Source organism: Mesorhizobium sp. M0894 (genome assembly GCF_040319725.1).
GTDB lineage: Bacteria > Pseudomonadota > Alphaproteobacteria > Rhizobiales > Rhizobiaceae > Mesorhizobium.
In genome coordinates, this window is record NZ_JAMYOG010000005.1 from 136,080 (window position 1) to 154,677 (window position 18,598).

Consider the following 18,598-nt stretch of genomic DNA (forward strand, 5'->3'; position numbering starts at 1 on the left):
TCGCCACGGCGGCAGCGGCGTCTTGCAAACACTCTCCGGCCGCGCGCGCCCTCAGTGTCTGCTCAGACGGCTGCCGACAGTGCACACTCGGCATAGATACCTCAATCATGCTGCAAGGCACCTGATCTCCCTGGTGACCTACCCTGCACCTTGGCATTGTATGACAGACCCTTCCGCACAATAGGTTGGCGGGCCGCATCGGCGCATTCTCCTGAGCATTGGTCACCACAGGCCACACGGGAGAAAGCAAATGCGAAACATAACTCGAGTCCTGGCGCTCACTGCGGCGCTTGCCGCGTCGGGCGGCGGGATGGCGCAGGCCGCGAATTCTCAGCCCAAGCCGACGATCGTACTGGTGCACGGCGCCTTCGCGGAATCGTCGAGTTGGGACGCAGTCATCACGAAACTCAGCAAAGACGGTTATGTAGCGATAGCCGCAGCCAATCCGCTCCGCAGCGTTGCCAGCGATGCGAAAGCAGTCTCAGCCATCGTCCGGTCGGTTTCCGGGCCGGTCGTGCTGGTGGGGCATTCCTACGGCGGGCCTGTCATCACCGAGGCCGCCAATGGCAATCCCAATGTGAAGGCCTTGGTCTACGTGGCGGGATTCGCGCCGGATACCGGCGAATCGAGCCTTACATTGTCCAGCATGTTTCCCGGCAGCACCTTGGGTAGCGCGCTTGCTCCAGTCGCGTTGCCGGACGGCGGACAAGACCTCTTCATCCAGCCGGCCAAGTTCCGCGCCCAGTTCGCCGCCGACGTTCCGGAAGAGCAGACCTTGCTGATGGCTGCCACTCAACGCCCTGTTGCGCAGGCAGCTCTGGCTGAAGCCTCGGGCGTCGCCTCATGGAAGACGCTGCCGTCCTACATGATCTACGGCTCAGATGACCGGAACATCCCGGCAGCCGTCATGAGTTTCATGGCCAAGCGTGCGCACGCGGTAAAGACCGTCGTCATCGAGGGCGCGTCCCACGCGCTCATGGTCTCGCATCCCGACGAGGTCACGTCACTCATCGAGGATGCTGCTGCATCGGTCAGTCAGTAGCAGGCCGGAAACGCCCAGCATCCGATCGAGCAACGAAAATAGACACGCAACACCAGGAGACTAGACATGAAGATCGTCGTCATAGGCGGAACCGGGCTGATCGGTTCAAAGACCGTGGAGAGACTGCGAAACAAAGGACACGACGTGCTTGCGGCGTCGCCGAATTCGGGCGTCAACACCGTTACGGGAGAGGGTCTGGCCGCCGCGCTTTCCGGTGCGCAGGTCGTCGTCGACCTCGCGAACTCGCCGTCGTTCGAGGAAAAGGCTGCCCTGGAGTTCTTCGAGGCATCCGGGCGTAATCTTTTTGCCGCCGAAACGGCTGCCGGTGTCCGTCATCACGTGGCGCTGTCGGTCGTCGGTACCGACCGGCTGCAGGGCATGGGCTATTTCCGCGGCAAGTTGCTTCAGGAAAAGCTGATCAGGGAGTCCGGAATTCCCTACACGATCGTTCACGCCACGCAGTTCTTCGAATTCACCGCCGCCATCGCAAACACGGGCGCTGTCGGAGATACCATTCATATGTCACCGGCCTACTTCCAACCCATGGCGGCTGATAATGTTGCCGATGCGATGGCGGACGTCGCGCTTGCCGCGCCGTTGAACGGCATGATCGAAATTGCCGGCCCGGAGCGCGTTCGCATGAGCGAACTTGTCGAGCGCTTCCTGAAGGCCACCAACGACCCGCGCAAAGTCGTCCCGGATCCCGGCGCGCTCTACTACGGCCAGGTGGCAATCGACGATCGAACGCTGGTGCCCGGCGAGAACGCGCGCATCGGCGCCGTGCGTTTCGATGATTGGCTCAGCCGATACACACCACCGAAATAAGTAATCATCGGATAGTCCACCATTCGCACAACAAGGAGACCAGACATGATCAAAACACTTCTCTGCGCCGCGCTCACCGCCGCTTCCGTCACCGCAGCAATGGCCAATGACGCCGCCAGTGTGAAGCTTGTCTACGACCAGGCCCTTCCAAACGTGCCCGGCAAGAGCATGAAAGCCGTGCTCGTCGAGTACGCGCCGGGGGGTACGTCGCCGGCCCATACCCATCCCAAATCCGCGTTCATCTATGCCACGGTCCTGGAGGGAGCGATCCGAAGCCAGGTCAACGATGGGCCGGTGAAGACTTATAGCGCCGGCGAGAGTTTCTCGGAATTCCCGGGCGACCGTCATGCCGTCAGCGAAAACGCCAGCAAGACGGAAGGCGCTCGTCTGCTTGCTATTTTCGTCGTCGACACCAGCGAGACGGAACTGACGACGAACGCGAAATGAAATCGTGGCCCTCCGGACCATCGGGGCATATGCGAAGGGACGGTCAGTGACATGAATTCGATCGCCAGCCGCACACTTGCGGGGATTTCGGTCCCCGATACACCGCTTGTCGGCCGAGCGATCGAACATGCTCGCGAGCGATGTGAACCTTACTTGTTCAACCACGTGGTCCGATCCTGGCTTTTCGCGGCCCGGATCGGACAGATTCAGAATATCCAGCACGACGCGGAGGTTGTTGCCGTTGCAACTCTGTTGCATGACGTCACGCTCAATGAGGACTTCGCCGGGCCGCGCCGTTTCGAAGTGGAAGGCGCCGATCTCGCCCGCACCTTCGTTCGGGAAGGCGGCTTCGACGAGCGGCGCGCCCAATTGATCTGGGACAGCATCGCCCTCAACTCGACGCCGTCGATCGGCCTCTACAAGGAGGCTGAGGTGGCGCTTTGCACAGCCGGCATCTGCCTCGATGTCGTCGGCTTGCAATACAGCCTCGTTTCGTCAGCCGAGATTGCAAAGATCATCGGTGAGTTTCCACGCCTCCAAATGAAGCGACGGATGGCCCGATGCTTTTGCCATATCGCCGAGGTCAGGCCGGAAACCACCTACGACAACTTTGCCCGGGACTTCGGCGAGCGCTTTGTTTCCGGCTACAAGGCGACTTCGGCAGTTGATCTTGTGATGAACGCTCCCTTCGAAGAGTGAGCGCAGTTTCGATCCAGGTTCTATCGACACCGGTCGGTTCAGCCTCGCCCTTCAAGTGACCCAAACGCCGCGCACCTGTCGCATGCCTGCGGCAAAGCGAATTGCCGAGGGCAGCGTTCAGGGTGCCAATTTCCACCGCTTCCTATACTTCGGTTTAGGCGCCCCAAACCGATCGAATGGCAATACATATCATCGGCACGATAGCAACAGTTTGGCTCACCGGTCATCCTTACGCTGCAATGGATTGCAAACACCTCAAGGAGATAAGTAATGAATATTGCAGCGTCACCGGTCGCTCCGAAAGGAAAAGCCGTCGCCCAACGCGCGAGTTATGCGGAGCAGTCGCCGGAACTTCTGAAGAAATTTATTGAATTTCTTGGTGCGACGCGAGAGGGGTCGATCGAAGAACCGATCCGCGACCTTGTTGCCGTCCGAGCCGCGCAACTGAACGGGTGCACCTTCTGCCTTGATATGCACGTCAAACAGGCGAAGATTCATGGCGAGCGCGAACTGCGCCTTTACCACCTGGCAGCCTGGCGGGATTCGACCCTGTTCGTTCCTCGCGAGCGTGCAGCCTTGGCATGGACGGAAGTCTTGACCAAGCTGCCCGAGCAGGGTGTCCCGGACGAGGTCTACGATCGGGTCAGGTCGCAGCTTTCCGAGAAGGAAATCTCCGATCTGACCTTCGTCGTCATGGCGGTCAATTCTTGGAACCGTCTGAACATCGGCTTCAAACCGGTCCCGGGCTCGGGGGATGCGAAGTTTGGCCTGAGCAAAGCAGCGCTAAGCTAATCTTTGGAATGGGTCAGAATGGCGCTTGTTTTCGCGCCATTCTGACCGGCCAGGCAAAGGCGCCGACCTCGGCGACCAAACCCTGGAACCGATCCCAGCCTCCCGGCCGCGGCCGCGAGGCGCTCTCAGGAGGGCGTCATGCGCATTGACAGTCTGCATCCAGTAATATCGGCCCGTCTCATGGTGATCGACGTCGACGCTCCACTCCGCAGTGCAGCACTCTCACTTTCCAGGCCCGCAATAGGCCTGGTCGTGGTGTGCCACGGCAGTGGGGAGGCGGCAGGCGTGCTGAGCAAGTCCGACCTTGTCCGCCATCTAGCGAATTCAGGGCCAACAGAAGCGCCGATTGCGGCATTGATGAGCCGGTCCATCGTGTCTTGTGGTCCCGATGATGATCTTCATTCAGTCTGGCAGACCATGGCCGCGCAAGGCCTGCAGAATGTGCCGGTGCTCGGGGCTGACTCGAAACCGCTAGGCGTCCTCGATATCCGTGATGCGATGAAGGCGCTCTTCAAACAAGAGGAACTGCAGGAACGGCTGCTTGCCAACTACATCAGCGGGATCGGCTATCAATAGATCATGGTCTCGCGTTTGGATATACAGAAGTATGTATCGGAGTCTTCTTAGACATAATGGATAATAAATACCATAAATTATAGTGTATTGAAGCAAATAGGTGTCGGCTGAGCCAACGGGGTAATGAAATGTTTCGTCCGGACATAAAAGAAGATGTCTTCGACAGCCCATCCGATGGTCCTGGAAGTGGTATGTCCGTGCAAATGTCGACGGCCGGCATCGTCCATGACCTGGGCAATCTCATTCAGGTCGCCTCGTCGGCGTTGAACCACCTGGCCCGCGATCCGAGCATCCAAGCGGCTCCGGCGCTTGGGCCTGTAGTTGCCGGCGCCAAAACGGCTTTGGAACGGGCTGGTGGCCTTGTCCGGCAAACCATCAGCCTGGCCCGAGAGAGCCCCGCGGAAATCGAATACACAAACGTAGGTGCTTGCCTGGCTGAGATCGAAACCCTCGTGCGGAGCGCCTTGGATGCCAATTTCGGTCTTGAGCTTCGGGTTGGATCGGACCTGCCTTTGGTGAGATGCGATCGCCTTGGATTGCAAAATGCGGTTCTGAATCTTCTGTTCAACGCGCGCGATGCAATGCCTGACGGCGGCTTCATCTCGATCGATGCCGGCTTGGCCTCTGAAAGCTCTACCGCCGGTCAGGTAGATATCCGTGTCGCGGACAGCGGTATCGGGATGACCAGCGAGACGATGGTCTGCGCCTTCGATCCGTTCTTCACCACCAAAAGCGAAGGCCTCGGCGGCGTCGGTTTGCCGATGGTGAAGCGCTTTGCCGAGCAGTCAGGCGGAAGCATCGATATTCAGAGCACACTTGGGGCAGGCACGACCGTCACTCTGCGGTTGCCTGCGGTGCGATAGCGGCCGGCCAATCTCCCTCCGGTGACAAACGTGACATACAATCGAGAGATAAAGATGGATGCACAAGTCGTTGAAAACGTCGAACAGGACCGTTTCGAGCTGCCGATCGCCGGCGATATGTTTGCGGCGGCCTACTATCGGCTCGAGGGCGGGAAGGTCGCGCTGATACACACCGAAGTCCCGTCGGAATTTTCCGGACAAGGGATCGCGTCGCGATTGGCGCAGGGCACCTTCGAGCTGCTCCGCAAAACCGGCCGTAAAGCGATCTTGAAATGTCCCTTCATGAGCCGCTTTTTCGCCAAGCACCCGGACTATGCAGATGTCGTCGACGGCTAGTCAGGGCACGAATGTTGAGGGTTTCCCAGGGATCTATCCTAATGCACGACGAGTATGATTTGCAGAGGTTCGTCAGCGCACAGGATCCGGTCTACGACGACGCGCTGGCTATTCTCCGTCAAGGAATGATGTGCACTCCCTATATGGAGTTCATCTTCCCAAGGTTGGCCACCAGGCGAAGCGGTACTGCGCCTGAGCCATATTCAATCACATCGCTCGACGAAGCCAGCGCTTATCTCTCATTTCCGATCCTAGGAGGCCGTTATCGGGAATGTGTTGGCACACTGCAGCGGCTCTCCGGCCTAAGCGCTCGCGCTGTCTTCGGTGAGGTTGATGCGAAGAAGTTGCACGCGTCCCTCACGCTGTTTTCCGAAGCAAGCAACGACGAGTTCCTGCTCGAGACAATCTTCGACGTCTGGTTCGACGGTTTGCTCGACGAGGAAACGATGAACGATCTCTACTTGATATCGTAGTGGTCTGCCTACGCCACCGGCGTAAAGCTGTCGCGGCGCTGAGGTCACCATCCGCTGCCTTATCCCTCACACGCTGCGATCTGGCAGAGGCATGAACTCGTGGTCTCCCGGCACGCCGGAGAAGCGGCGTTCGCGCCAATCCGCCTTTGCCTGCTCGATCCGTTCGGCTGAAGAGGAGACGAAGTTCCAATAGATATGACGTGGCTCGGAAAAGGGCTCGCCTCCTATCAGCATCAGCCTCGCCGCATGGAAGGCAGGCGCCTGGAGCACAATCTCAGCGCCGGGCGCCAGAGCTATCAATTCGGCCTCATGAAACGTCCCGAACTGGCCGACAATTCCAACCTCACCGGCGACGATGTAGATTGCACGCTCACGGTGTTCGGGTTTCACCTGGTATCGCGCACCGCTCGTGAGCACAATTTCGGCATAGACCATGTCGGAGAACGTCCTTACCGGCGAGACCAACCCGTCAGACGCGCCGGCGATCAACGTAAGCTCGACGCCGTCGGCACAGATCCTGGGTATTTCGGGAGCGCCAAAATGTGCGACGTCGGCGGCAATTTCTTCATAGCGGGAGGGGAGGGCGATCCAAGCCTGAGCGCCGAAGAGATTGCTTCCCGACGCCCGGACTTCCGGTGGCGTGCGCTCGGAATGGACGATGCCCGACCCGGCCGTCATCCAGTTGACCTCGCCAGGACGGATGGTCTGCACTTTACCGAAATTGTCGCGGTGGACGATCTCGCCGTCGATCAGGTAGGTCACGGCCGCAACGCCGATATGCGGATGCGGTCCCATATCGAAACCGTGACCTGCGTCGAATATAGCGGGGCCGAAATGGTCGAACAGGATGAAGGGCCCGATCATCAGGCGATTCGAGGAGGGCAATACGCGCCTTATCTTCAGTCCGTCGGCAAAATCACGGATAGCCGGCTGGATGATTGTATCGATGCCTGTGATATCGCTTTGGCGGATGGTCATGGATCTCTGTCCTTCTGCATGCCTTGTCAGCCAGGTGCTCGAACGCGCTTGAACGGAGCGGCGCGAAAGACTGTCTGAATGGCTTTGAGGAGCGCGAATTTGGAGCTCGCGTGGTTCTGTCCGGCGATGCCGCTTTCATTAAGAGCCGACACCCTCTTCGACAGGATCGCCGCAAGATCTTCAGCCATTTCGGGCCTTTCGTGCAGCAGCGGCGCAAAGCTTTCCTGGTCTATCTCGTAAACCTCGACGGGGGTCATTGCCCGCAAACTCGACATCTCGCCAATGCCGGCGAGCAAGCCGGTCTCGCCGAAGAAATCGCCGGGTGCAAGCCGGCCGATCTCCTGCAGGTGAGCATCGTCCTCGCCAATTTGCCGGACGATAACTCCCGTCCGTACGATCATGAGCGACGGCAGCATCTCTCCCCGTCGTGCGATGATCTCGCCCTTATGGTAGGTGCGAACCGAGGCCGCTGCGGCGAGCGACTCCTGCTCGGTATCCGTTAGCGCCGAGAATACCGGTATGGACCTGATGAGTTCGATCGGGGTGAAGCTTTGGGAGGCTGCCTTCTCGTCGCTCAGCCGGTTGGTCATGGCAATCGAAGCCGAAAGTGGCTCCGCCAGCAGCATGCCGGTCGACTTTGAATGGCGATAAATGAGATCGAAGATTTCGTTCCGAGCGGCACTTCGCTGGTCAAGATTTGCGACGCGAAAAAACAACTCGATCTCGATAGCTGCCGCATCCAGGCTTCTGATTGTGACCAAAGGCGAAGGGTCCTGGAGGATTGAATTGCAGCTCAGCAAGACGGTGCGCATGAGGTCTACGATGATCGCCGGCGTCTTCGTTGGCGCCATCTTGACGGTTACGGCAAGTCCATGGCTCTCGTCCGGACCGCTTAGATTTGTTACCCCGATCTTGGCGAGAAGGCTGTTCGGAAGCGCGACGACATTGTGGGTCGGGGTCAGGAGTTGGGTCGACCGCCAGTTGGTCTCGACAACGCGGCCTTCGGTTCCGTCGCTCAGAATGATCCAGTTTCCAAGTACGTAAGGGCGGCCGAGGTTAAGCGCGATCCCCGAAAATACGTCACCGAGCGTATTCTGGAGCGCCAGTCCCAGGATGACGGCAAACACGCCGGACGTGGCAATGAGCGTTCCGACCGGCACCGCAAAGACGAACGCCAGGATCGACAGGAACATTCCAGCATAGACGATACCGACCACGACGTCCTGCAGGAGACGTGCCTCGCGCGGCTTTCGCTCAAAAACGAGATAGATACGGACAAATCCGATTAGCGCCCAGGCAAGGTGAACCCACCAGAGCAGCTTGACCGAGCCCATGAGGATCGCTCCTCCGGTTGTCTCGTTGTCCCCTGCGGCCTCGTATGGCACGACGCGCAGGTCGAGAACCATGGCCGACATCGCGAGGAAAAAGCTGAGTTGGACGACCAGCTTCGCATTGGCGAAGCGTCTGGGGATGAGGGTCCAAACGACGATCCCGGCGAGGCCGAGCAACACGATGTAGACCAGAGGAGAGTTCCACCAGTTCATGAACGATCACCGCCATTCACAGTTCAATGTTTGGCCTCCGGCCCGGCGATCGGGCCTCGGCCGCTGGCCTTGTCTTTTTCGAGAACTGCTTCGGTGATCGAATTCGGCAGCCGTCGCGGCTTTTCGATCAGCCCGAGCACCGGCATGGCGATGACGAAGAACGCAAAATAGTAAAGCGTCGCCAGTTGGGACATGACGACGTAGGCGCCTTCCGCCGGTCGGGAGCCGAGCCAGCCGAGAAAGAGGGCATTGGCAACGAACAGCCAGAAGAGCACCCTGTACCAGGGGCGGTAGACCGCCGAGCGCACCTTCGAGGTGTCGAGCCACGGCACCAGGAACAGCACCGCGATCGAGCCGAACATCGCGAGCACGCCGCCGAGCTTGGAATCGATCGGCCCGATATTGAAGGTGATGGCCCGCAGGATCGCGTAAAACGGCAAGAAATACCATTCCGGCACGATGTGGGCCGGCGTCTTCAGCGGATTGGCGATCGTGTTGTTGTCGGGATGGCCGAGATAGTTCGGCAGGTAGAAGACGAAATAGGCGAAGAAGAACAGGAACACGAGGATGCCGAAGGCATCTTTGACGGTGGCATAGGGCGTGAAGTCCACGACATCGGTTTTCGATTTGACCTCGATGCCGGTCGGATTGTTCTGGCCGACGACGTGAAGCGCCCAGATATGCAAGGTCACCACGCCCGCAAGCACAAATGGCAGCAGGTAATGCAGCGCAAAGAAGCGGTTCAGCGTCGGATTGTCGACCGCGAACCCGCCGAGCAAAAGCTGCTGGAGCCAGTCGCCGATCAGTGGGACGGCCGTGAAGAAGTTGGTGATGACAGTAGCGCCCCAGAACGACATCTGTCCCCAAGGCAGCACGTAGCCCATGAAGGCCGTCGCCATCATCAGCAGGAGATTGGTGCAACCGAGCACCCACAGCAGCTCACGCGGCGCCTTGTAGGAACCATAGTAGAGCCCGCGGCAGATGTGGATGTAGACGGCAATGAAGAAGAACGACGCGCCGTTGGAATGGAGATAGCGCAGCAACCAGCCCGAATTCACGTCGCGCATGATCTCCTCGACTGAATTGAAGGCCAGTCCCGTATCAGGAGCGTAATGCATGGCCAGCACGATGCCGGTCAGGATCTGTGAAACCAGCATGATCGTGAGAATGCCGCCGAACGTATAGGCATAGTTCAGGTTGCGCGGCACCGGATAGACGATGAAGCTGTCGTGCACCAGCCGCGGCAGCGGCAGGCGGGCATCGAACCAACGTGCGATTCTGGTTTTGGGCGTATAGGTCGAGTGTTTGTCGCCGCTCATCGAAATGCCCCCTGCCTCAACCAATGCGGATCTTGGTGTCGGAAACGAACTGGAACACCGGTACCGCCATGTTCTCGGGTGCCGGACCTTTGCGGATGCGGCCGGCGGTGTCGTATTGTGAACCGTGGCACGGACAGAACCAGCCATCGAAGTCGCCTTCCTGACCATGCGGGATGCAGCCGAGATGGGTGCAGACCTGGACCATCACCACCCAGGCTTCCTTGCCCGGCATAGTTCGGTTAGCGTCGGTTGCCGGCGCGTCGACCGGCAGGTTGGCGTTGCGGGCGATTGGATCCTTGAGCTCGGCGAGACTGACTGACTGGCCGTCCTTCATCTCTTGCTCAGTGCGGTTGCGCACGACCACCGGATTGCCGTGCCAGTCGACGATCAGCGACGTTCCTGGCCTCAGCGAGGAGACGTCGACCTCGATCGCGTCGGGCGCTTCGACGTGCAATGTGTGCTCGGCTGTGGAGGTTTCGGAAAGGTCGGCCATGATGGCGACTCCTATGTTGGAAGCTGCGTCATCGCGTTGGTGGCAATCGAGCAAAAGCAGGCCACAGCTTTCGCCTTCCAGTCTGCTCATGCCGCGCGGAATATGCCGGCCGTGGCCGGGTGTGAGCCATCGTGCCAACGGCGCGTGCGTCCAATACTTTCGTTTATGATTTCCTGAGCGAAGGACTGGCCGGGCTGGCGATGACGCCGTCATGGAAGGTTCTGAATTCCTCCAGGTAACCGTTGGCCACTGAGCTGAGATACCGTCCGGCATTGCGCACGGCGATCCCGAACTTCAGCCCGATCATACCTCGGCACAGGCATGCCTAGCTGTCGGTGTCGTAGTCGTCGTCCCCGCCAAGTGCGAGTTTTTGGAGCAGTTGTCTCGCGTGGCGCTGGGCAGGTTTTCGCCCGGCGACGACCAATTGCGGAACTCAATCGGGGTCAGAAAGGGAAAACGGTGAAACTCTACTACAGCCCTCTCGCCTGTAGCCTGGCGGATCACATCGCATTGGAAGAGGCCGGTGTTTCCTTCGAGCGCGAAAGCGTGAACCTCAAAACCAAACGAACGAGCTCCGGGGATGATTTCACCACCGTCACGCGCAAGGGCTATGTTCCAGCCCTCGTGCTGGATAGCGGCGAAGCGCTGACGGAAAATATCGCAGTCCTCGACTGGATTGCGTCACAATACCCGGCACTGGGAGTGGCGGGGCCGTTGGGCCGTACCCGCGTTCTCGAAGCGCTGGCCTACGTCTCAACTGAAATACACCGAAGCTTCAAGCCGATGTGGCACCAAAGCAGCGATGCCGAAAAGGCCAAGGCGAGCGCGGCGATTACGAGCCAACTCGAGTTCGTCGCTGACGGGCTCGAGACCGACTATCTGTTCGGCGACAAACCCAGCGTGGCGGATTTTTATCTTTTCGTGATGCTGCTTTGGGCGGCCCGCTTCCACGTCCCTGTTCCCGCGCCTTTGCAAGCGCTTCGCGCCCGAATGGCTGCGCGACCGGCCGTGCGCATCGCAATGGATCGTGAGGGCCTCGTCTAAAAGCCGAGGGTGGCTCCGAGCATAAGATCAGACGCAATATATCCTCTCACCCCAACAAAGATCAGGAGTCATTCTCATGCTGCCGTTTCTGCGGATGCTACATCCAGCCGCTTCCAAGCGCGGGGACGGCCTACGTCTCGAATTTCTCAGGAGGGAAATCGAGGAAACGCTGGACCTTACCGGCATCCGGTCAGAATTCGCCGCACTGCCTCCTGGCCGAGCGGTTACAATCCTGGATTCGTCGCAGTCACCGTCGGAATAGGCGCAATATTTCCTGTCGGCCGATACGGCGGCGGGTTCTGGTCGCTCCCGCTTGTTGGTCATCATAGAGGCTTCATCATGAATGCGAATAAAGCTCCCGAGACGGTCGATCATCGCCGCCGACGCATTGTTGGTGCAACGGCAATGACGTTCGCCGCCACCGAACTCGGCTTGAACGCACCGGCAGCCACTTGGACGGTCGAGGCGAAGGCATCCGCGATGCAACCCAGGCAGAAATCATTCGGCTCGCTCAGCCAGGTCAATGCCGGAAAGCTGAGCGTCGGATATGCGGAGCTAGGGCCCGCCGAAGGTGCCCCAGTGATCCTGCTTCATGGCTGGCCTTATGACATTCACACTTACACCGACGTCGCTCGCCTGCTTGCCGCAAAGGGGTACCGCGTGATTGTGCCCTACCTGCGCGGCTACGGCACTACGCGATTTTTGTCGGACGAGACGATGCGCAATGGCCAGCAGTCGGCGCTCGCCGCGGATGCGATCGCGCTGATGGATGCGCTGGGGATCGAAAAGGCCACGATCGCCGGCTGCGACTGGGGCGCCCGAACGGCCAATGTCGTTGCCGCGCTCTGGCCGGAGCGTTGCAAGGCGATCGTCTCGGTGAGCGGCTATCTAATCGGAAATCAGCAGGTCGGCGTGGTGCCGCTGCCACCGGAGGTGGAGCTTCAATGGTGGTATCAGTATTACTTCGCCACGGATCGCGGCCGCGCCGGCTACGAGAAATACACGCGCGATTTCGCCAAACTCATCTGGAAACTCGCTTCGCCGCAGTGGAATTTCGACGATGACACCTTCCAGCGCAGCGCCGCAGCCCTGGACAACCCGGATCACGTCAGCATCGTCATTCACAATTACCGCTGGAGGCTCGGCCTGGCACATGGCGAGCCGGAATATGACGTTCTGGAAAACCGGCTGGCCGAAGCTCCCGTGATCACAGTGCCGACCATTACCCTTGAGGGTGATGCCAATGGTGCACCCCATCCCGACAGCAGTTCCTACGCCAAGAAATTCTCGGGCAGATACACGCACCGGATCATCATCGGCGGTATCGGCCACAACTTGCCTCAAGAAGCCCCGCAAGCCTTTGCCCAGGCTGTCATCGACGTCAGCGAATACTGATCAGGCAAGCTGAGTGAGCTGCTGATGCCTGCGCTGGATGGGTGGCGAGGACATGATGGTTGCGCATTTGCGCTGAACGTCGAGGCGAGGCGCTGGTCCACATCGATGTTGCGCTTGACTCGTTCATATTATCCGTAATAAATCATACATATTGCCTCGAAAAAAGACGGCAGGTCTGGGAGGACCAATGAAAATCACGGCCATCAAGGCGCGCGTCTGCAATGCGGAAATGCGCAACTGGGTCTTCGTTCGCGTCGAAACCGACGAGCCCGGGCTGTTTGGCTGGGGTGAGGCAACGCTGGAATGGAAGACCCGAGCCGTCGTTGGGGCGCTTCAGGACCTTGAGGCCCTGCTCATCGGGCAAGATCCGCGCAATGTGGAGCAGTGCTACCAGATACTTACGCGGCACGGCTTTTGGCGTCTTGGCGTCGAGGGAATGTCCGCCGTCAGCGGCATCGAGATCGCGCTCTGGGACATATTGGGCAAGTCGTTGGGCGTCCCCGTCTGGCGCCTTTTGGGCGGTCGGGTCCGCGACTATCTGCGCACCTATACGCATCTCGGCCTCGGGGACATGAAGGCGGTCTATGAGACCGGATCCGCGGATGCCATCGTGGAACGCGGACGCATCGTGACGCAAGCAGGCTACGATGCGGTCAAGGTCGTCTGCATTCCCTACACCCACTACGTGTCTCCTGCGAAGGCAGTCGATTCTGTTGCCAACATGGTTGGCTCACTTCGCGAGGCGGTAGGCCCGGATATCGACATCATGGTTGATTTCCACGGACGCCCTGCATCGGTTAACGCGGCGATGGATTACCTCAAGGCAATCGAGCCGGCCCGCATCATGTTCGCGGAAGAGCCCGTGCCGCCCGAAGATGTTGCCGGACTGGCGCATATCACGGCGCGATCGGCCGTGCCGATCGCGTCCGGCGAACGGCTGATCGGGCGCCGCGAATTCACGCACTCGATCGCAGCCCGCGCCTTCAACATTGCCCAGCCGGATATTTGCCACACTGGCGGTCTGCTCGAGACAAAGAAGATCGCGGCCATGGCGGAAACCGCAGGCATCGGCCTTGCGCCGCACAACCCGCTCGGTCCGATCGCCGGTGTGGCTGCTCTTCATTTCGGCATATCGACCCCAAACGTTGTCATTCAGGAGGAGATGTCCGGTGCCGTCGCCTGGTACGACGATGTCGTTACCTGGCCAATTCGGCGCAAGCCAGGCCGCTGGGATCTGCCCGAACTGCCGGGCCTTGGCGTCACCGTCAAGGAGGACGTTATCGCGCGCCACCCCTTCAAGCAGGAAGTGCTGCATGCCCGCAACGCCGTCATGCCGGACGGCACCGTGGTCGACTGGTGAATGCAATGGCAGGCCGGCTGCAAGGAAAGATCGCAATCGTCACAGGCGCCGGCCAAGGCATCGGTGCCGCCACCGCCCGGGCTTTTGCGATGCATGGGGCAAAGACCGTCATTGCCGAACTGAATGCGGCAAGCGGCAAAGCGATCGCCGACGAACTGCGTGTCGGAGGCGCCGACGTATCGTTCGTCGAGACGGATGTCACGGACGCATCCGCGGTCGCGGACATGGTCGCCCGCACGATCACGAGCTATGGCGGCGTCGACGTTCTCGTCAACAATGCCGGTGCCAACGTCTTCTACGAACCACTGGCGATGCCGGATGAGGAATGGGACCGCTGTCTCAAGCTAGACCTCCAGGCCGCATGGTTCTGCGCCAAGGCAGTCTTGCCGACGATGCTGGCGAAGGGCTCGGGGTCTATCGTCAACATAGCGAGCTGTCACGCGTTCCAGATCATTCCCCGTACATTCCCGTATCCGGTCGCCAAGCATGCACTTTTGGGCCTGACCCGTTCGCTGGCCATCGAATATGCCGCGCGCGGTATCCGGGTGAACGCGATCGCCCCCGGCTATATCGAGACGCCGATCGCGGAAGCCTACTGGAACACATTCCCGAACCCCGCCGAGGAGAAGCGGCGAGCCTACGACCTTCATCCGCCCAAGCGCATTGGCCGGCCGGACGAGGTTGCAATGACGGCGGTTTTCCTCGCTTCGGACGAAGCGCCGTTCATAAATGCCGAGACGATCACCATCGATGGTGGGCGCTCGGTTCTCTACCACGACTAGCAACGACCATCGAGCTCTCAGGGAGGATCTTCATGAAAACCACAACAAAGGCTTTGGCGACATTTGCGGTACTGGCTGCCGGACTGATGAGTGGCGCAGCAAGCGCAGACGACATCAAGATCGGCTACATCAACAAGATGGGAGACCATCCATGGTTTGTCGCCGAAGTCGGCGGCGCCAAGAAAGCGGCCGAGGCGGCAGGGGCTGCGTTCGTGTCGCAGGACGTTCAGTTCGACGCCAATTTGACGATCACGACCTTCGATACGATGGTCGGCGATGGCGTAAAAGGCATCGCCATTGTCGTCCCCGACAAGGCGCTGGGACCGGTCATCGCCGAGAAAGCAAAGGCCGCAAAAATTCCCTTGGTGGCGGTCGACGACGACATCTACTACGAGGACGGCACTCAGGTCCCCTATGTCGGCATGAATGCCTACAACATCGGTGCGCGGGTGGGCGAAGAGCTTGCCAAGCTCTACAAGGCCGACGGCTGGGCGGGTAAAGAGGTGCGCATCGCGTCGATCGAGGACCGCAAAGCGGATACCTGCATGCAGCGCAACAAGGGCGCGGAAGAAGCATTCCTGAAGGCGGTGTCCGATTTCAAGCCGGGCAATATCGTTCGCGTCCCCTACGACAATACGATGGTCAACGCCATCGACGTGATGACCACCACATTGACGGCCAATCCCAGCGTCACGAACTGGATATTCTATTCATGCAACGATGATGGCGTGCTGGGTGGTGCGCGAGCCCTGGAAAACGCCGGCTATACCGCAGACCAGGGCATGGGGATCGGCATCGACGGGAGCCGCGCTTGTGACGCTTTCGGATCCGGAAAGCCCTCGGCGTTCCGTGGTACGATGTGGCTCAATTCGGAAAATCATGGCGCGCTGGCGGTGAAGATTCTCTTGGCCTCCATCAAGGACGGAACGAAGCTTCCCGTTCAGTCCTTCACGGACCCGGAATACATCACCGCCGAAAATTTTGCGTCGGACTACAAAGCCAAGCTCTGCCACTGAACCAGATATGCGTCATGCCGCAGGGCGCATGACGCTCTTTGGGCCGGCAGTTCGTCGGCAGGCACACGGGATCGATCCTCGGGAGTGAGCTTTGATGCAATCGGATTTCTTCTCGCTCGACAGGATATCGAAGCGCTTCGGCGTCGTGCAGGCGCTCGACAATGTCTCGATTGCCTTTCGGCCAGGAGAGGTGCTCGCTCTGGTTGGCGAGAATGGCGCCGGCAAATCGACAATGATGCGAATTCTCGAGGGCGTGTTCGCACCGGACACCGGCACCGTGCTGTATGGCTCCACGCCGATCGTTTTCAGCGAACCGCGCGACAGCCACAGAGCCGGAATACGCGTCATCCATCAGGAGCCGGAGATCGTTCCGAACCTGACCGTGGCCGAGAACATTTTCGTCGGCGAACTGCCACGGCTGGCAGGCGTCCTGCTCGACTGGCATAGGCTCGAGGAGCAGACCGACAAGGTGCTTGCGACCTTCGGCATGCAGCAGGATATGCGGGCGCGTCAACTCTGCAGCACGCTCGGCCCGGCACAGCGCCAGATGATCGAAATCATGCGCGCCATACGTGCTGGCGGCCAGCTGATCGCATTCGATGAGCCGACCTCGTCGCTGACCGACGACGAAGCGCGCCGTCTGTTTTCAGTAATTCGGCGGCTGCGCGAAGAGGGCACTTCGATCGTCTACATCTCTCATAGGCTGAACGAGGTCATCGACCTTGCGGATCGCATTGTCGTTTTGCGGGACGGCCGGCTGGTCGACGATTCCCGCGCGGACGGTGCCAGCGAGCAGACCATAGCCAAACTCATGGTCGGCCGTGACATCGCCGATCTGTTTACGCGCGAGACGTGGCAATCGGGGCTACCGTTGCTGGAGGTGGCGGGCTTGACCACCGACCACGTCACCGATGTGAGCCTCAAGGTCCGCCGCGGCGAGGTGCTCGGCATTGCCGGCCTTATGGGTGCGGGTCGATCCGAGCTGGCAAAGGCGATTGTCGGCTATGATCGGCGCCTCGACGGAACCATAACGATGAGCGGCGTGCCCGTTGGCCCCAACAGTCCGCATGCAGCGATCGTGGCAGGCATCGGCTTCGCCCCCGAAGACCGCAAGCACGAGGCCCTGCTGCTGTTCCGAAGCATTCTTGACAACGCCTCGCTTTGCGTGCCCGACAAGACGTCGACCTTCGGCTTCTTCAACCGGCGCAAGGCACTGGAGATCGTCTCACCGCTTGCAGCAAAGATGTCGATCAAGGCGCCCAACCTCGACGAACAGGTTTCGAAATTGTCGGGTGGCAATCAACAGAAGGTCGTTCTCGCGCGCTGGCTTGCCCGGCAGCCGATGCTTCTCATCCTCGACGAGCCGACCCGCGGCATCGACATCGGCGCCAAGGCGGAAATCTATCGCCTGATCGATGAACTCGCCGCAAGCGGTATCGGCATAATCCTGATTTCCTCGGAAATGCCCGAACTGATCGGGCTCGCCGACAGGGTGCTTGTCATGGCTGGAGGCCGGATCACGGCCGAACTTTCCCGCCCAGACATCGATGAGGCCACGATCCTGAAGCACGCCATGCCGCAATCTGTAGCATCGCTCGGAGGACAAATTCAGTGAACAGCCTTGAGCTCAGGACAGCAACAACACAAACCGGCAAAAGACGCCCTTCCTTGCGCATGGCAGAGCGCATCGGCATTCACAACATAAGCCTCCTGGTTGCTCTCGCCATTCTCGTGCTCATTTTCGGCACTCTGAGAGGCGACGTGTTCTTCTCGAGCCGAAACCTGCTGAACATCGGTCTGGGCATTACCATCCTGGGCGTCCTGGCGATGAGCCAGACCGTGGTCATCGTCGCCGGCGGGCTTGATATTGCCGTCGGCGCAATCGTCGGTCTGACCACAGTATCGACGGCAATGGCCATTCAGGCGACCGGATCGCCGGCAGCGGGCATTCTTGCCGGCCTGGTCCTGGGTGGTCTTGCCGGCCTCGTGAACGGCATCATCATCACCTACGGGCGGGTCAACGCTGTCATCGCGACTCTCGGTACGATGGCGATCTTCCGCGGCATCGCGTTCATCATATCCGATGGGCAATCGATCGCGATTTTCAGCGACACTTTCCGCTTCATTGGGATCGGACGAATCCTCGGCCTGCCTCTGCTGATCTGGATTCTTTTGCTGACCGCGATCGTGTTCCATCTCTTCCTTGCCCGCTCGATCGTTGGCCGCAACATCTATGCCCTGGGCGGCAATCCCGTTGTTGCACGCTTCTCCGGCATCAACATCAACCGCTACCGTGTCGGCATCTACATCATGAGTGGAGTGGCGGCCGGATTGGCCGGGATTCTGTTGGCTGCCCGTACCGGCTCGGGGCAGCCCGTATCCGGATCCCAAGGCCTGGAACTCGAGGCCATCACAGCGGCCGTTCTGGGTGGCTGCGCCTTGCAGGGCGGTAAGGGCACGATCGTCGGCGCACTACTGGGCGTCGCCATCATTGGTGTCCTCAACAACGGAATGATACTGACGTCCGTGCCAACCTTCTATCAGTTGCTTGCCAAGGGCTCGCTGCTGATACTTGCTGTGGTAATTGCCGAGTACCACTTGAACAGGACATGAC

The 18,598-nt window shown here is 59.8% G+C and carries 20 protein-coding genes; 16 read left to right on the forward strand and 4 right to left on the reverse strand.

Annotated elements, in window-relative coordinates:
- Positions 1 to 250: 250 nt before the first annotated feature.
- The 9 genes from NKH91_RS12065 to NKH91_RS12105 all read left to right on the forward strand — a co-directional run bounded on the left by NKH91_RS12065 (position 251) and on the right by NKH91_RS12105 (position 6,053).
- Positions 251 to 1,042: an alpha/beta fold hydrolase gene (locus NKH91_RS12065; protein ID WP_023716991.1), complete on the forward strand. Its 792-nt coding sequence runs from the start codon at positions 251 to 253 to the stop codon at positions 1,040 to 1,042.
- A 66-nt stretch (positions 1,043 to 1,108) separates the two neighbouring features.
- Entirely contained in the window at positions 1,109 to 1,867 is a 759-nt protein-coding gene (locus tag NKH91_RS12070) for an SDR family oxidoreductase (RefSeq protein ID WP_352483840.1), read from the forward strand.
- Between the two features lie 45 nt (positions 1,868 to 1,912).
- Positions 1,913 to 2,314, forward strand: a complete 402-nt coding sequence (locus NKH91_RS12075) for a cupin domain-containing protein (RefSeq protein WP_352483841.1) — start codon at positions 1,913 to 1,915, stop codon at positions 2,312 to 2,314.
- A gap of 252 nt (positions 2,315 to 2,566) precedes the next feature.
- Positions 2,567 to 3,013, forward strand: coding sequence for a hypothetical protein (locus tag NKH91_RS12080; RefSeq protein ID WP_352483842.1), 447 nt, complete (start codon positions 2,567 to 2,569; stop codon positions 3,011 to 3,013).
- A 270-nt stretch (positions 3,014 to 3,283) separates the two neighbouring features.
- A complete protein-coding gene (locus NKH91_RS12085; RefSeq protein WP_352483843.1) occupies positions 3,284 to 3,805 on the forward strand; it encodes a carboxymuconolactone decarboxylase family protein in 522 nt (173 codons plus the stop codon).
- Between the two features lie 138 nt (positions 3,806 to 3,943).
- Positions 3,944 to 4,381, forward strand: a complete 438-nt coding sequence (locus tag NKH91_RS12090) for a CBS domain-containing protein (RefSeq protein ID WP_352483844.1) — start codon at positions 3,944 to 3,946, stop codon at positions 4,379 to 4,381.
- Positions 4,382 to 4,509: 128 nt separating this feature from the next.
- Positions 4,510 to 5,244 (forward strand): sensor histidine kinase, encoded by a 735-nt coding sequence (locus NKH91_RS12095; protein WP_023716997.1) that lies wholly within the window; start codon positions 4,510 to 4,512, stop codon positions 5,242 to 5,244.
- Between the two features lie 54 nt (positions 5,245 to 5,298).
- Complete coding sequence (locus NKH91_RS12100; protein ID WP_352483845.1) at positions 5,299 to 5,580, forward strand: GNAT family N-acetyltransferase; 282 nt, start codon at positions 5,299 to 5,301, stop codon at positions 5,578 to 5,580.
- Positions 5,581 to 5,621: 41 nt separating this feature from the next.
- Positions 5,622 to 6,053, forward strand: coding sequence for a DUF1810 domain-containing protein (locus NKH91_RS12105; protein ID WP_023716999.1), 432 nt, complete (start codon positions 5,622 to 5,624; stop codon positions 6,051 to 6,053).
- A gap of 66 nt (positions 6,054 to 6,119) precedes the next feature.
- Here NKH91_RS12105 and NKH91_RS12110 read toward each other — a convergent pair whose 3' ends face one another.
- The 4 genes from NKH91_RS12110 to petA are packed head-to-tail and all read right to left on the reverse strand — an operon-like array spanning position 6,120 to position 10,387.
- Entirely contained in the window at positions 6,120 to 7,031 is a 912-nt protein-coding gene (locus tag NKH91_RS12110) for a pirin family protein (protein WP_023717000.1), read from the reverse strand.
- A gap of 26 nt (positions 7,032 to 7,057) precedes the next feature.
- Complete coding sequence (locus tag NKH91_RS12115; RefSeq protein WP_023717001.1) at positions 7,058 to 8,575, reverse strand: mechanosensitive ion channel family protein; 1,518 nt, start codon at positions 8,573 to 8,575, stop codon at positions 7,058 to 7,060.
- A gap of 23 nt (positions 8,576 to 8,598) precedes the next feature.
- Entirely contained in the window at positions 8,599 to 9,894 is a 1,296-nt protein-coding gene (locus NKH91_RS12120) for a cytochrome b (protein WP_352483846.1), read from the reverse strand.
- Between the two features lie 16 nt (positions 9,895 to 9,910).
- Entirely contained in the window at positions 9,911 to 10,387 is a 477-nt protein-coding gene (gene petA / locus NKH91_RS12125) for a ubiquinol-cytochrome c reductase iron-sulfur subunit (RefSeq protein WP_031193388.1), read from the reverse strand.
- Between the two features lie 459 nt (positions 10,388 to 10,846).
- Between petA and NKH91_RS12130 the strand changes: the two genes are divergently transcribed.
- From NKH91_RS12130 to NKH91_RS12160, 7 genes are all read left to right on the forward strand, one after another.
- Complete coding sequence (locus tag NKH91_RS12130) at positions 10,847 to 11,431, forward strand: glutathione binding-like protein (RefSeq protein ID WP_023717005.1); 585 nt, start codon at positions 10,847 to 10,849, stop codon at positions 11,429 to 11,431.
- A gap of 339 nt (positions 11,432 to 11,770) precedes the next feature.
- Positions 11,771 to 12,826: an alpha/beta fold hydrolase gene (locus NKH91_RS12135; protein WP_352483847.1), complete on the forward strand. Its 1,056-nt coding sequence runs from the start codon at positions 11,771 to 11,773 to the stop codon at positions 12,824 to 12,826.
- 187 nt (positions 12,827 to 13,013) lie between these two features.
- Positions 13,014 to 14,186, forward strand: coding sequence for a galactonate dehydratase (gene dgoD, locus NKH91_RS12140; RefSeq protein ID WP_023717007.1), 1,173 nt, complete (start codon positions 13,014 to 13,016; stop codon positions 14,184 to 14,186).
- A 5-nt stretch (positions 14,187 to 14,191) separates the two neighbouring features.
- Positions 14,192 to 14,968, forward strand: a complete 777-nt coding sequence (locus NKH91_RS12145) for an SDR family oxidoreductase (protein WP_352589065.1) — start codon at positions 14,192 to 14,194, stop codon at positions 14,966 to 14,968.
- 32 nt (positions 14,969 to 15,000) lie between these two features.
- A complete protein-coding gene (locus tag NKH91_RS12150; RefSeq protein WP_023717009.1) occupies positions 15,001 to 15,984 on the forward strand; it encodes a substrate-binding domain-containing protein in 984 nt (327 codons plus the stop codon).
- A 94-nt stretch (positions 15,985 to 16,078) separates the two neighbouring features.
- Complete coding sequence (locus NKH91_RS12155; RefSeq protein WP_352483848.1) at positions 16,079 to 17,599, forward strand: sugar ABC transporter ATP-binding protein; 1,521 nt, start codon at positions 16,079 to 16,081, stop codon at positions 17,597 to 17,599.
- On the forward strand, positions 17,596 to 18,597 hold the full coding sequence (locus NKH91_RS12160) for an ABC transporter permease (protein WP_023717011.1): 1,002 nt from the start codon (positions 17,596 to 17,598) through the stop codon (positions 18,595 to 18,597). The genes NKH91_RS12155 and NKH91_RS12160 overlap by 4 nt, the downstream gene beginning before the upstream one ends.
- The last annotated feature ends 1 nt before the right edge of the window (position 18,598 follow it).